The organism is Corynebacterium sp. TUM25020 (assembly GCF_056388495.1).
On sequence record NZ_JBWJFG010000009.1, the window covers coordinates 35,105 to 49,304 of the forward strand.

The following is a 14,200-nucleotide window of genomic DNA, read 5'->3' on the forward strand; positions in this document are numbered from 1 at the left end:
GACCATGGTTCAGCGTGTAGGTGTTATCGGTGCAGGTCTGATGGGATCTGGCATTGCAGAGGTCGCCGCCAAGGCCGGCAGCGACGTGCTGGTGTGGGAGGCTAAGCAGGAGTTTGCCGATGCGGGTAAGGCACGCATCGAAAAGTCCCTGGAGAAGGCCGTGAGCCGTGGCAAGCTATCCGAGGAGGATCGTGACGCTGCGCTGAGCCGCCTGACCTTTACCACTAAGCTAGAGGACTTCGCAGACCGCGAGCTGGTCATGGAAGCGATCATTGAAAACGAAGACATCAAGAAGGATGTCTTCGCAAAGCTGGACGAGATCGTCGAGGACAAGAAGGCACCACTGTGCTCCAACACGTCCTCTCTGCCGATCCAGACGATCGCCAGTGCCACCAAGAACCCGGGCCGCGTACTGGGTCTGCACTTCTTCAACCCCGTTCCGGTGCTGCCACTGGTGGAGGTCATCCCAGCGCTGACCACCGACGAGGACGCTGTTGAGATCGCGCAGACCTACGCCACCGAGAAGCTGGGCAAGCAGGCCATCCGCGCGAAGGATCGCTCTGGCTTCATCGTGAACTTCCTGCTGGTTCCGTACATGCTCTCCGCCGTGCGCATGGTGGAAAACGGTGTGGCAACCCCGGAGGATATCGATACCGGCATGAAGCTGGGCGCCAACCACCCGATGGGCCCGCTGACCCTGGCCGACATGGTGGGCTTGGATACCTGCGCCTTCATCGCTGACGTCATGTACAAGGAGTTCGGCGACCCGAGCTACGCCTGCCCGCCGCTACTGCGCCGTATGGTCACCGCGGGCCACACCGGACGCAAGTCGGGCAAGGGCTTTTACGAGTACAATTAATCGCACAGCGCTTGATAGGTAAACAAGGGCTACAACTTTCGCCCTACCTAGCCAAGCGAAACCCGACGAAAGGAAAGGTCAACATATGTCTATCGACGATCTGAAGAACAAGGCAGAAGGCGCCGCAGGCAAGGCCAAGGAGGCTGCTGGCGAGGCTACCGACAACAACGACCTGGCCAACGAGGGTCGTGCGGATCAGACCAAGTCCGACATCAAGGACAAGGCCAACGAGCTGAAGGACAAGGCTTCGGACGCTGTCAACAAGGTTCTGGGCGACGCTCAGAAGTAAAAAGCTAAAGGCTAAAAGCCTAAAGTCCCGGCTGAAAAACTTTCAGCCGGGACTTTTGCTATGCCCCTTTAAAGTCAGGGGCAGAAGTGATGGGGTGCTTATAGCGCCTGGTCAACGACGGACGCAGCACGATCGACAACCTCCAGCGCCCAGTCCAGCTGCTCCTCGGTGGTAATCAGCGGTGGCGCGAAGTGAAGGCGGTGCCCGGAAACCATCGGCCAGATGCCAGCCTTCTTGAGCTCCGCGCCGAATGCACCCATAGCCTCGGCACCCATCGGGGTCTTGGCCTCTTGGTCGCTAACGAACTCGATGGCCCAGAAGAAGCCCTTGCCGCGGACATTGCCCACGCTTGGGTGGTTTTCCGCGATCTTTTCCATGGCTGGGGCGATAACGCGCTCGCCCAGGTCGGCGACCTGCTCGAAGATTTTCTCCTCGCGGTACACCTTCTGCGCGGCCAGGCCAGGAGCCGCCGCCAGTGGGTGGCCAGAATAGGTCAGCCCGCCCGGGTAAGGCTTTTCTGCAAAACGCTGGTAAACGGCCTCGTTCATCATCACGCCACCAAGCGGTGCCATGCCGGAGTTCACGCCCTTGGCGAAGGTAACAAGATCCGGCTGCAGGTCCGAGCCGCCGTGCTCGTAGGCGAACATCTTGCCGGTACGGCCGAAGCCGACCATGACCTCGTCTGCGATGTACAGCGCGCCGTGGCGGTCGCAGATCTCGCGCACGCCCTGCAGGAAGCCCTCCGGCGGGACGATGATGCCACTAGAGCCCACAACGGACTCGATCAAAACGGCAGCTACGTTGTCCTCGTAGACCAGCGTCTCTTCCAGCGACTGAAGAGCACGAGCGCATTCTTCCTCCTGTGTGGTGGAGTAGAAGGCGCTGCGGTACAGGAATGGACCCCAGAAGTGCTTCACGTCGCCGTCGGTCGTGGGGTTGCCGTGGCGGCGTGCTTCGCCGGTGGCCATAATCGCGGAGCCGGTGGCGCCGTGGTAGCTGCGGTAAGCCGTCAGGATCTTGGACTTGCCGGTGGTAAGACGAGCCATGCGGATGGCGTGCTCGATGGCGTCGGCGCCACCGTTGGTGAAGAACACGTGGGAGAACTCGCCCTGCGCCTGATCCACGATCTCCTTTGCCAGTTCACTGCGCACATCATTCGAGAACGCGGGGTTCTGGTTGGTGATACGGCTGGCTTGGTGCTGAATTGCCTCTACCAACTTCGGGTGCGCGTGACCCAGGTTGGCGCTCACGAGCTGGCTGCCCAGATCCAGGTAGCCGTTGCCCTGGTAATCGTAAATCCACGGGCCTTCGGCATAGCTAAGCGGCTGCGGGTTGATCTTTTCCTGCGCCGACCAGCTGTGGAAAACGTAGTTACTGTCGTTGTCGCGTACCTGTTGTTCTGCGGCTTGTGCTTCTTCGGTGCCGACGCCCACACGTGCGCCGTCGAAGGTAGTGAACTCGGTGATGTTAGGGGGGAATTCAGTCATTCTCCCAGGCTACTCCTCCGTGTCGTCGTCTTCAGACGCAAAGTCACTGAAACCGAAGCGCTTCAACCGTGCCCGGTCGGCGGCGGAGGAGGAGCTGGTGAGCTGCAGCAGCTCGTTGTAGATGCCACCACTGATCGCAAGTTCCGCGGGGGAGCCGACTTCGCAGACATGTCCCTTGTCTAGGGTGACGATCTTGTCAACGTCGGCAATTGTGGACAGGCGGTGGGCGATAACGATGGTGGTGCGTCCGACCATCAGCTCGTTCAGCCCGGCCTGCACCACGCGCTCGGCCTTGGTATCAAGCGCGGAGGTAGCTTCGTCGAGGATCAGCACCGGAGCGTCTTTTAGCATGGCTCGGGCAACGGCAATGCGCTGCTTTTGGCCTCCGGAAAGACGCAAGCCACGCTCTCCAATGAGAGTGTCGTACCCGTCCTTGAAGTGCATGATGAAGTCATGGGCGAAGGCGCGCTTGGCCACGTCCTCGATCTCCTGATCCGTGGCGTCGGGCTTTGCATAAGCGATGTTTTCCCGCACCGTGCCAGAAAACAGGGCAGGCTCCTGGAACACCACACCGACGGAGCTGCGCAGTTCGGCTGCCGTCATGTTGGCGACGTCCTTGCGGCAGACCCGGAGCTGTCCCTCGGTGGGGCGGTAGAGGCCTAGTAGGAGGTTAACGAGGGTGGATTTGCCTCCGCCGGATTCACCGACAAGTGCGACCTGATCACCCTTGTTTGCCTGGAAGCTGACCTGGTGGATGACAGGCTCGCCCTTGATGTATTCGAAGCTGACGTGATCGAAGTCGATTACCGGGCCATCTGCTGGAGCGGAAAGCTGCGGATGCACCGCATGATCCACGTCCTCCTGGGAGACCAGCATTGGTCCACCTGGGCGGGCGGCTTCCAGCAGGGGAGCAGTAGCCGAGGGCTCCTCCAGCTCCTCCATTGTTTTGAAGTACTCGCGAGAACCGGCGGCAGCGCGCTGGGCAGTATCGACCATCCAGCTCATCATTCCGGCAGGCTGGCGAGCCATCACTACGTATTGCAGCAGCAGCACCATGTCGCCGAGGCTGAAGTTGCCGTGGAGAGTGCGCCAGAACAGCATCAGATAGATGGCGAAGAAGATGATGTTCATCCCGCCCATGCGCAGAATGTCCATAAAGTGCCACCAGCGTGATTGTTCGCGGGTGAGCTGGATCGTATCGGCGAAGTGTTTTTGGAATAGCCGCAGCTCGCGCAGCTCGGAGACGAAGGACTTCACCACCTTCACCTGGCCGATGACCTCGGCGAAGCGCCCTTGGGCGACGTCGATGTGCTCGTTCTTTTCCTTTTCCCACACCATCCACTTCTTGGAGGTCAGCATCGTCAGATACAGATAAAGGGGGAAAATAAACGCCAGCAGCAAGGCCAGTGGCCAGTAATAGAGTGCGGTGATTACCAGGATCATGCTGACGGTGATCAGCATGGAAAAGAAGTTGTTGGCGAAGGATTTAATGAAATCCGTCAGACCCAGGATGGAGCGATCCAGCCGGGAGATGATTGTGCCCGTCACCTGCTTGTCGTAGTAGCCCTGAGGTAAGGCCAGCAGCTTGGCGTAATAACGGTTGGAAAGGATCTGCCGCATTCGCATCGCCATAACATCACCGAACCAGCCGCCGATGTTGTGGATGATGGTGTTGGCCAGCTCTACAGCCAGCAGACCGACGGCCAACCAGATGACGGTTTTTGTCGCATTCTCAATGGCAGCGTCGGAAGCCCCGCCGCCCCCGACGGTATCGACGATGGTGTCGGTGGCAAGCTTCACCAAGAAAGGTGTAGCCAAGGCCAGACCTGCGGTGACGATGCTGGTGATCATCACCACGATGTAGAAAGGCCAGAGTTCCTTCGTTGAGCGCAGGATGCGGCTAAAAGCTTTAATCACACCTTGCCAAGTTAATTGTTCACGTTGGCCTTAGCTAATTCAGCTAATTCGGTCTCAGCGAAATTCCCGATGCGGTCTAGAGCCTCGTTCAGGATTTCCCGGGAAGTACCGAAATTGATGCGCACATGGCCTGCACCTTGCGTGCCGAACATGGAGCCCTCGTTGAAGGCCACCCGCGCCCCTTCCAGCAGCTTCTTGCCTGGTTTTTCATTCAGTCCTGGAACATCGCGGAGGTCTACCCAGAGGAGGAAGCTGGCCTCGGGGCGGATGAACTTCGCGCCGGGAAGTACCTCTGGCAGTCGGCGCTCAAGCAGATCGAGGTTGCCCTGCAGATACTCCAGTTCGCTGGCCAGCCAAGCCTCGCCGTCTGTGTAAGCAGCCTCGGCGGCCACCTGCCCCAGGGTGGAAGCAGAGCCAGTACGCAGCGGGCTGACCTTAGCCATCACTTCGCGGTCGTCCGGGTTTGTAAAGATCATCTGGGCGCAGTGCAGGCCCGCGGTATTCCAGCCTTTCGACGTTGCCAGTACCGTCACCGTTACCCGTGCGGCGGTATCACTCAGCGACGCGAGGGGAGTGTGTTTGTGCGGTGCATAAACAACCGGTGCATGGATTTCGTCGGAGATCAGCCTCACGTCGTATTTGTCCGCCAGTTCCACCAGCTTCTCCAACTCTTCGGGGCGCCATGCGCGCCCCAGCGGGTTATACGGATTGCACACGATCAGCGCGCCCACGCCCGCAGGGTTCGCGGTGCTGGCAAAGGCCTTTTCCAGTGCGGCGAGGTCAAATGCCCACTCTTCAGTTCCCTGTTTCTCTACCTTGGTCATCGCGACCTCGACCTTCGGTCGGTTTACGGCACTTGGCACGTCGAAGAACGGGTGATAACTCGGCACGGGGACGATTACATCGGAGCCCTGTGGCGTCAATTCGTCAATGGCCGCTGCCACGCCTTTAACGACATCGGGTACTAGTCGCACCCATGCCGGGGCGATCTGCCAACCGAAGCGGCGATCCAGGAAGCCCGCTAGAGCCTTCTGTACCGAACCATTGCGGCGCTCGTAGCCGAAGTACTCGCGATCCACGCCCGCCTGGATGGTCTGCTTGACGGCGGGACAGGTGTCGAAATCGGTTTCGGCGACCCACAGGGGCAGTACGTCCTCGTCGTAGACGGTCCACTTCATTGTGCCGCGGGCGCGGAGAGTGTCGACGTCGTGGAAGGTGACGTCGTTGGGGGAGTGTGGGGAGCCCTGAGAGCCATTCTGGGGATCGGTGTTTGAGGAGGAAGCGTTCATGGCTATCCACCCTAGCACTCTAGACCGAGCTGTCTAGTATGGTTCTTGTTTTGCTAGCTAATTGTTCGGGTAGAGCTCCGGATAATCCTCACGGATATCCCGGTAAGCATCTTCGGCTACCTCACAGGTCACCTCACCGCGAGCAGACGCATCCGTATCGAAGCGCCGCACGTTTCGCTTCTTCCCATAGGTCTCCCACTCCGGATCCTCTCCGCGGGCGAAGCGCGCGACGATCCCGTGAAACTCCGTTGCCAGCGGTTGCAAGCGCTCGGGCGCGGATTCGCCGCAGAAATGCTTCACGGCTTTCGGGGAGACGTTGAGGGCGTCAAAAACCAAAGGCAGATCCGCGCAATGCCATGCCGATTGGCTCCCGTGAAACTCATAGGCCCAGGTCGTGTCGCGCTTCGCCTCCATGATCGCTACGGCCCAGCGCTTAATCATCGAATCCCCGATGGCCATGCCCATCGGATGCGGTGACGCCCATCGCGCCCGTGCCTGCAACGCTCGCTCAAAATAAAGAGCCACGAGCTTGGCAGCTTGCCGCACCAGCGGGTTCTTGGAACGCAACCTTCTGTCGACCGTACGGGCAGTGGGCATTTGCACAAACTCCTCGCGCAAGGTGCCGATCAAAAGGGGGATATCGCGCATCGCCTCGGGGCGGAAGGGGTATGGTCCCACAGCGCAGTCCGTGCCGTAGATCCGGGCATATCTACGGTATGCACGCTGCAATTGGGCAGAGGAAAGCCCGCCGAGGTGTTTCCTGGTCAGCGGGCCCCCGAGAACCGCTCGCGCCACATGTTCGCGGCGTGGCCAACCTACCCGTGGAAAGCCTGGGCTTAGGATCACGGCTCGATGCACTAGGTTGGTCGTGCGGGAGTTGCATAAGGTCCACGCTGCCAGTGCTCCGCCGGCGGACTGTCCCATCAAGGTCACTTGATTTGGATCACCCCCGAATGCAGAGATGTTGCTACGCACCCACTGCAAGGCGGCGACGATGTCCTCTGCCCCGCGGTAGTACTCCGGTTCGGTATTCGGGTCCGCAAAACCATCCACGTCGGCCGGGTGATCCTCGTCCAGTAGTGGCAAAAAGCCCTCCAGCCGGTAGCGGTAGTTCACGCTGACGAAAACACAACCATCCTCGGCAAAGCGAATTCCCTGGTACCACGGGTCATCAGCGTGCCCTTGCTCATAGCGACCACCGTGGATAAACACGATGACGGGCATGTTCGCGGTGGAACCAGGGGCGCTAGCCGGACAGGAGATAGATAGGGATTGGCGGGTTGAGGTGGTGGAGGAATGGGCGTCTAAAAAAGAAAAAGAAGGGGCAGTACCCGGTGGGGCGAAACGATCGCTTGCTGCATAGGGGATGGCTTGGAAGCGCAAGACGGAACCGACCCCGGAGTCAATGGCATAGCCGCGCACGGTGCCTTGATTGATGGCCACATCAACGTAATCCATGGCCTCCAGGTTAGAGTGGGAGACCATGGATTACCTCCAAAACGCTTCCGAACTGCCATATGAATTGCCGGACTTTGCAGCCATCAACCTCGCCGAGCTGGTGCCTGCCTTCCGAACCGCGCTGGACGACCATGCGGCGGAAATCGCAGCTATAGCGGATAACCCCGAGGAACCCACGTGGGAAAACACCGCGGAGGCATGGGAGGCATCTGGTCAGATGCTGCAGCGCGTGCTGGCCATCGCATTTAACTACGCTGGTACGAATGCCACCGACGAAGTGCGCGAGATCGAAGCGACGATAAGCCCCGAGTTGGCACGGCACTTCAGCGAAATCTGGCTGAACCGGAAGCTATGGGAGCGTATGTGCGCTTTGCCGACGCAGCCAGAAGGTAGCGAAGAAGAGGCTCTGCTGCGCGAGTTGAAAAAGCGCTTTATCCGCGGCGGCGCAGAACTAGACGACGAACAGCGCGCAACTCTGCGGGACATTGATACAAAGCTGGCCGAGCTGACCACTTCCTTTGGCGCGCAGCTCCAGACCGCCACTGAGTCAGCGGCGGTGCTGCTGACAGATGAGGCCGAAGTTGCGGGACTCAGCGCGGCGGATAAGGAGTACTTTGCCAAGGCTGCTGCCGAACGCGGGGAAGAGGGCTGGCTAATTCGCCTGGGGCTGCCGAGTGTCCAGCCAGTGCTGGAATCTCTCGATAACCCAGCAGCGCGCGCAAAGGTGCACGAAGCATCACTGAATCGCGCAGCCGGTGGCGGTAACGAAGAGACGCTACTGCAGATTGTTCGCCTGCGCGCCCAGCGTGCCGAACTATTGGGGTTCGCCAACCACGCAGAGTTCGTCGCCGCAGCAGAAACCGCAGGAAGCCTGGCCGCGGTCGAGGAGTTGCTCAACCAAGTGACGCCCGCTGCTGTGGCGAATGCTCAGGGTGAGTTCAAGCGAGCCGCAGACAAGATGGCTGTAGACACCATGGCCATCAGCGAAGCGGAAGGCGCGGCACACAGCGCGAACACAACGGGGCTCGGCGGAGCCGACTGGCCGTATTGGGATGCCAAGCTGCGCGCCGAGGAACTCGCCGTGGACGAAGCGGAGCTGAAGAAATACTTCCCGCTGGAGCAGGTGCTGGTGGACGGGGCCTTCTTCGCAGCCAAGCGTCTCTACGGCATCGACGTGCGCGAACGCCCCGACCTGGCCGGTTACGCGCCGGGTGTGCAGGTGTGGGAGGTTACAGAGGGCACAGAAGACACAACGGACACAGACGCGCCTGTTGGCATCGGCTTGTTGCTCACTGACATGTACGCCCGTCCCACGAAACGCGGCGGCGCGTGGATGAACTCTTTTGTTGAGCAGTCCAACCTGCTTGGCCAGGCTCCGGTGGTGGTCAATGTTATGAACATTGCCGAGCCCGCCGAAGGCGAGCAAGCACTGCTGACTCTGGACGAGGTGCAAACCGTGTTCCACGAGTTCGGCCACGCCCTGCACGGGTTGCTGTCCGACGTGCGTTACCCCACCCTCTCTGGCACGAACGTGCCCCGCGACTTTGTGGAATTTCCCAGCCAGATCAACGAGAACTGGGCTCTGGAGCCTGCCGTGCTGCGCAACTACGCCCGCCACGTGGACACCGGGGAGGTCATCAGCGACGAGTTCGTCGCTGCCATCCGCGCACAGGCCAAGTGGGGGCAGGGCATGGCCACGACCGAGTTCCTGGCTGCCTGCTGGCTGGATCTGGCTTGGCACAAGCTCTCCGCAGCGGAGGCGGAAAAGCTTGCCGCCACCGATGATGCATCTGCACAGGTTGAATCCTTCGAGGCCGAAGCGTTGGAAAATGCTGGGGTGGATGTCAACGGAGCCCTTGCCCCGCGCTATCGTTCCACCTACTTCAACCACATTTTCGCTGGTGGCTACTCGGCAGACTATTGGAGCTACCTCTGGGCTGAGGTGCTGGACGCGGATGGTTTCCAAGCGTTCATCGACACCGGCGCCGCGGTCGGGGAGTCCAACGCTGGGGATCACGGCGCTGGGGATGCCGACACCACCACCGACCTCGATGCAGACGATGTCCGCTTCGCGGGCGAACGCTTCCGTCGCATCATTCTTTCGCGCGGTGCCAGCATCGACTTCGAGGATGCATTCTGGATGTTCCGTGGCCAGCAGCGAAGTGTGCAGCCGCTTCTGCAGCGCCGCGGACTGAGCCAGGGGTAGGCGTCACAAATGATGGAATGGCTGATCAACGCGCCGGTATGGATCCAAACACCGCTGGTTTTCCTGGCGCTATTCGTTGTTTGCGCGGTGCTGGCCTTAATATGGCAGATGATTGCGCTGCGGATTTTCCCCTCCAACGCGGAGGAAGATCGCGTGCACGGTGCGCTTTCCCCCCGCGAATTGTGGGCAAGCCGCAGTAGCGCGCCACTGCCGACCGAGGCAGGTAGCACGACAGACGAAGAACACACTCGCAGGCAGGAGGATTAACCAGCTATGAAACACCACTCCAAGGTGCGCCAGGCTCTGGCATTGCTGCTGGTTCTACTGCTCGTAGCCTGGCTAGCAACCAGCTTCTTTTAGTCTTCACCGCGCGTAGCGGCCAGTACCTCGCGCGCCAGCGGCATGTCCGCCAGATCCTCCACCAGCACCGGATTGCCCTGCCCATCACACAGCGGCACACGCCAATTCGGGTAAAGATCCTGCGTAGTGCCCGGCTGGTTTTGTGCACGCACATCGCCGACCAAGTCCACCAAGGCCGCGTAACGCAACAGCGAAGGCGTCTGTGCAATATAGCGGTGCATGGCGCGCAGGATATAGGACACATCCGGGCGGCGTTCCCGACCGTGCCGGGGATCGTCCAACTCCTGGCGCAGCTCGTTCAGGAAGTACTCCTCGCACTCCATGCCATGGAAGGCACCGTGGCGGGCGATGGTACCCAGTACGTCGACCTGCCATGCCGCATCCTCCGCAAACTCGTCGTCCGAGCTGCGGGTTAGCACACCTAATTCCTCGCGCAGGTCGATGTGTCCGCCGCGCAGATAGCTGGCGGTGGGCGGCAGGTCGTGTGTAGTCACGGAGGTCAGGCAGGTACGGCGGTAAGCGTCTGGTGACTTCGCCCCGTTGGCGTCGCCTTCAAACCACACGATCGAAGTGCCCATCACGCCACGGCTGGCCAGGTAGTCCTGTACCCATGGCTCAAAAGTTCCCAGATCCTCACCCACGACTACAGCACCGGCGCGGTGGGCTTCCAAAACCAGCGCTCCGACCAGCGCCTCATGGTCGTAGGTGACGTAGGTACCCAGGGTGGGCGATTCCATCCGTGGGATCCACCACAGGCGGAAAAGCCCCAGAACGTGGTCGATGCGGATACCGCCGGCAGTGCGCAGGATGGTGCGCAGCATGTCGCGCCAGGGGCGGTAGCCTTCCTCCGCCAGCTTCCACGGATGCCACGGTGGCTGGGACCAGTCCTGGCCTTGTTGGTTGTAGCCATCCGGCGGCGCACCCACGCTAGCGCCCGGCGCCAGCACGTCCGCCAGAATCTGAGCGTCCGCGCCACCGGGGTGCACGCCCACGGCCAGATCGGCCATCAGGCCAATGCTCATATTTTCGGTGAGGGCATTTTGCGCGTGCAGCTCCTGCTCCTGGCAAAGCATCTGCATCCAGGCGAAGAACTCGCTGGTTAGGGCTGGATCATTAGCGGCGCGCTCGCACCAGTTCGCAAAGCCGACTATTCCTTCACCTTCTCGTTCGATGAAGCTGCGTAGTTGTTCAGCACGGTCGTCGCCGATGCCTGCGGTGTACAGCAGGTGCAGGGCCTTGATTTTGGACGCCACTACGGGGTCTCGCTCCAATAGATCAGCGGAGTGGTTGCGCTTCTTCAGCGGGGCGGCAAGCTCCGCAATTGTTGCGTGCAGCTCGGGGTGTGCAGCGTACTCCGGCGTGTTTTCTACCCGGATGTAGATCGGGTTGGTGTAGCGGCGAGTGGTAGGCAGGTAGGGGGAATCCTCCACCGGGGGAGCAGCCTCCGCCGCGTGCATGGGGTTCACCAGCACAAAGTCCGCTCCGCCGAGTTTCTGCAGGGATTCCCCCAAAGCTTCCAGAGTGCCGTAGTCGCCGACGCCCCACGCATCCTTGTCGCGCAGAGAATATAGCTGTGCCATGACACCTGTTCGCGGCGCGTCAGGCAGTTCCAGGGATTGAGGCGAAACCAGCAAGGTGGAGCGTGCCTGAGTGGATTCAGCCTGGGCGGTGATTTCGTGCCAGCCTGCGGGGAGGGCAGGCATCTGGAAGGTGGCGGTGCCGAAAGTTGTCGGGTTGGCCTCACTGCCCACTGTGATGGGATCTACCCACTCGTTGAGCTGTTCGAGGTCAATGCTCTCGCCCTCTTCGGTGTGGATTTGAACCTGTAGGGATTCGCCGTCGATGCAGTGGACATGTAGGGTGCGGGGCCGGTCTGCAATGGCGGTGATGGTGGGGGCGATCATGCGGCTATAGCGGGAGCGCAGTAGATCCTCAGTGGCGGCTTGAACTGCACTTTCGGTGAGATCCGAGGCATTCTCGGGCAGATTCAGACCTAATTCGCGCAGAGCGAAGAGAACCGTGCTGCTCGCCACCTCCACTCGCTGGCCGTTTTGGCCGATGTACCAGGTGGCTACGCCGCATTCGGCGGCCAATTCGTTGAGAATTGCATTGACGTCGGAGGCGTTTGTTCCGCCGGGTTCCACAGAGCTAGTCACATCTGCCATTGTGCAGGGTAAGAGGCGCTTCTTCCACTCTTTTTCGTAAGAACACCTAGAGGCACCTGGAGGCACCAACTGGAGGCACTAAAGGGGAAACAAGCGCGTTCGCTTATATGCGCCCCTAACTGCGCCTGTAGGTAAACCCGTCGTTGTGCCTGTAGTGTGACGGGGTATTTTTATAAAGGTTCAGCGTGATACACACCACTCATATATGGTTGTAGAAGTATTAATCACGTAGAGCGCGTGGGTTCTCCACCTCGAGATTATGCCCGCGTTTCGCGTAAAAACCCAGGTCAGGCAACTGTCAGGATATGAGCAAAGGGAGCAGCATGACGGAGTACACCTCTGAGGCCCTATATACGATCGACGAGCACGAGACCTGCCTCTCGGCAGTGCGTGATCTTGGAACACAGTCCCCAGATGGGGTGCTCTTCAAGCGTCCGCTGAACTTCGAATGGGTAGACGTTACCGTTGCCGACTTCCTGGATGATGTTTACTCCGTAGCCAAGGGTCTGGTTGCCAACGGCGTAGAAGTTGGCGATCGCGTGGTCATCATGTCCGACACCCGCTATGAGTGGACCGTTTTGGACTACGCCATCTGGGCCGCCGGTGCGATCACCGTGCCGATCTACCCCTCGTCTTCCACCTCCCAGTGTGAGTGGATTGTAGGGAACTCCGGCGCCAAGTTCGCCATTGCAGAAAAGTCCGGCCACTTCACTCGCCTGTCCACTTTCGTCAAGGATGGCGACCGTCCAGAAGGCGATACCTCCGCGCACCTTAACCGCGTGCTGGAGATCAACAGCGGTGCCATCGACATCCTCGTGAACGACGGTAAGGAAGCCGGCATCCAACAGGACGTGTTGGAGGAGCGCATTGCCAACACTCGCGATTCGGATGTCGCCTCCATCGTTTACACCTCCGGCACCACGGGTCGCCCAAAAGGCTGCAAGCTGACCCACCACAATTGGCTGGCAGAAGCCCGCGCTATCCTGACCCACCCGGTGGGTCGTGCCGCCGCATTCGGTTACCGCAAGCTGACCTTCCTGCCGCTGGCTCACGTGTTCTCTCGCGCTATGGCACACGCTGCCACCGTCGGCGGGGCAACCCAGACGCACTGGAGCGACATGAGCACCCTCGTTGCGGAGTTCCAGCGCACCAAGCCGAACCTGATCTGCTCTGTGCCGCGCATCTTTGAAAAGGTGCACGCGGGAGTGAAGTCCAAGGCCACTGAAGGTGGTGGCGTCAAGGCCAAGATCTTCAACTTCGCAGAACGCGCCGCAGTCGACTACTCGCATGCTCTCGACACCGACGAGGGGCCGACGCTAAAGCAGAAGATCAACCGCGCAATTGGCGACAAGCTGGTCTACTCCAAGGTTCGCGAGGCCATGGGCGGCGAGCTGGACTACGCCATTTCCGGCGGTTCTGCGCTCAACCCGGAACTCATGCACTTCTTCCGTGGCGTAGGCCTGAACGTTTACGAGGGCTACGGCCTGACCGAGTGCACTGCCGCTGCCTGCACCAACTTCGCCCCGGACAACATCATCGGCACCGTCGGCCGCCCGCTCGGTGGCATCACAGTGAAGATTGCCGAGGATGGCGAGGTTTTGCTGAAGGGTGACATGGTCTTCGCCGGTTACTGGGAAAACGAGGAGGCCACCGCCGAGTCCTTCGACGAGGATGGCTTCTACCGCACCGGTGACCTCGGCAAGCTGCTGCCCACCGGCCACCTAAAGATCACGGGTCGCAAGAAGGAGATCATCGTCACCGCCGGCGGCAAGAATGTCTCGCCCGGCCCGATGGAGGATATCCTGCGCTCCGCTCCGCTGATCTCCCAGGCCATGGTTGTCGGCGACGACCAGAAGTTCGTTGGCGCCTTGATTTCCTTGGACGAGGAAGCCGTCAAGAAGTGGAAGGAAAACAACGGCATTGCCGAAAACGTTTCAATCCGCGAGCTGGCAAAGAACCCGGTCCTGCGCTCCGAAATCCAGGACGCGATCAACGAGGCTAACTCCACCGTCTCCCACGCAGAAGGCATTAAGAAGTTCCGCATCGTCCACCGTGACTTCACCGAGGACAAGGACGAAGTGACCCCGTCGCTGAAGCTAAAGCGTTTCGTAGTTGCCAAGAACTTCGCCGACGATATCGCATGGATCTACAACTCAAAATAAGTTAAGAA

The 14,200-nt window shown here is 60.2% G+C and carries 10 protein-coding genes; 5 read left to right on the forward strand and 5 right to left on the reverse strand.

What is annotated here, in order from left to right:
* Positions 1-4: 4 nt before the first annotated feature.
* On the forward strand, positions 5-859 hold the full coding sequence (locus AC05K6_RS09040; protein WP_293791398.1) for a 3-hydroxybutyryl-CoA dehydrogenase: 855 nt from the start codon (positions 5-7) through the stop codon (positions 857-859).
* Between the two features lie 91 nt (positions 860-950).
* Positions 951-1,148: a CsbD family protein gene (locus tag AC05K6_RS09045; RefSeq protein WP_448307478.1), complete on the forward strand. Its 198-nt coding sequence runs from the start codon at positions 951-953 to the stop codon at positions 1,146-1,148.
* 98 nt (positions 1,149-1,246) lie between these two features.
* Here the strand turns inward: AC05K6_RS09045 and AC05K6_RS09050 are convergent, their stop codons facing one another.
* The 4 genes from AC05K6_RS09050 to AC05K6_RS09065 form a co-directional block, all read right to left on the reverse strand.
* Positions 1,247-2,635, reverse strand: a complete 1,389-nt coding sequence (locus tag AC05K6_RS09050) for an aminotransferase class III-fold pyridoxal phosphate-dependent enzyme (protein WP_476728364.1) — start codon at positions 2,633-2,635, stop codon at positions 1,247-1,249.
* Positions 2,636-2,644: 9 nt separating this feature from the next.
* Positions 2,645-4,552, reverse strand: a complete 1,908-nt coding sequence (locus AC05K6_RS09055) for an ABC transporter ATP-binding protein (protein ID WP_476728365.1) — start codon at positions 4,550-4,552, stop codon at positions 2,645-2,647.
* 11 nt (positions 4,553-4,563) lie between these two features.
* Complete coding sequence (locus AC05K6_RS09060) at positions 4,564-5,730, reverse strand: MalY/PatB family protein (RefSeq protein ID WP_476728377.1); 1,167 nt, start codon at positions 5,728-5,730, stop codon at positions 4,564-4,566.
* 168 nt (positions 5,731-5,898) lie between these two features.
* A complete protein-coding gene (locus tag AC05K6_RS09065) occupies positions 5,899-7,326 on the reverse strand; it encodes a carboxylesterase family protein (RefSeq protein ID WP_476728366.1) in 1,428 nt (475 codons plus the stop codon).
* Between AC05K6_RS09065 and AC05K6_RS09070 the strand changes: the two genes are divergently transcribed.
* Together AC05K6_RS09070 and AC05K6_RS09075 are read left to right on the forward strand one after the other, a co-directional pair.
* The gene (locus AC05K6_RS09070) at positions 7,325-9,505 is read left to right on the forward strand and encodes a M3 family metallopeptidase (protein ID WP_476728367.1); all 2,181 of its coding nucleotides are present in this window, start codon (positions 7,325-7,327) and stop codon (positions 9,503-9,505) included. The two genes, AC05K6_RS09065 and AC05K6_RS09070, sit on opposite strands and share 2 nt — an antisense overlap.
* A gap of 9 nt (positions 9,506-9,514) precedes the next feature.
* Entirely contained in the window at positions 9,515-9,772 is a 258-nt protein-coding gene (locus AC05K6_RS09075) for a hypothetical protein (RefSeq protein WP_476728368.1), read from the forward strand.
* A gap of 89 nt (positions 9,773-9,861) precedes the next feature.
* Here the strand turns inward: AC05K6_RS09075 and AC05K6_RS09080 are convergent, their stop codons facing one another.
* Entirely contained in the window at positions 9,862-12,030 is a 2,169-nt protein-coding gene (locus tag AC05K6_RS09080; protein WP_448307293.1) for a 4-alpha-glucanotransferase, read from the reverse strand.
* Between the two features lie 323 nt (positions 12,031-12,353).
* Between AC05K6_RS09080 and AC05K6_RS09085 the strand changes: the two genes are divergently transcribed.
* Positions 12,354-14,192, forward strand: a complete 1,839-nt coding sequence (locus AC05K6_RS09085; protein ID WP_293791390.1) for an AMP-dependent synthetase/ligase — start codon at positions 12,354-12,356, stop codon at positions 14,190-14,192.
* The last annotated feature ends 8 nt before the right edge of the window (positions 14,193-14,200 follow it).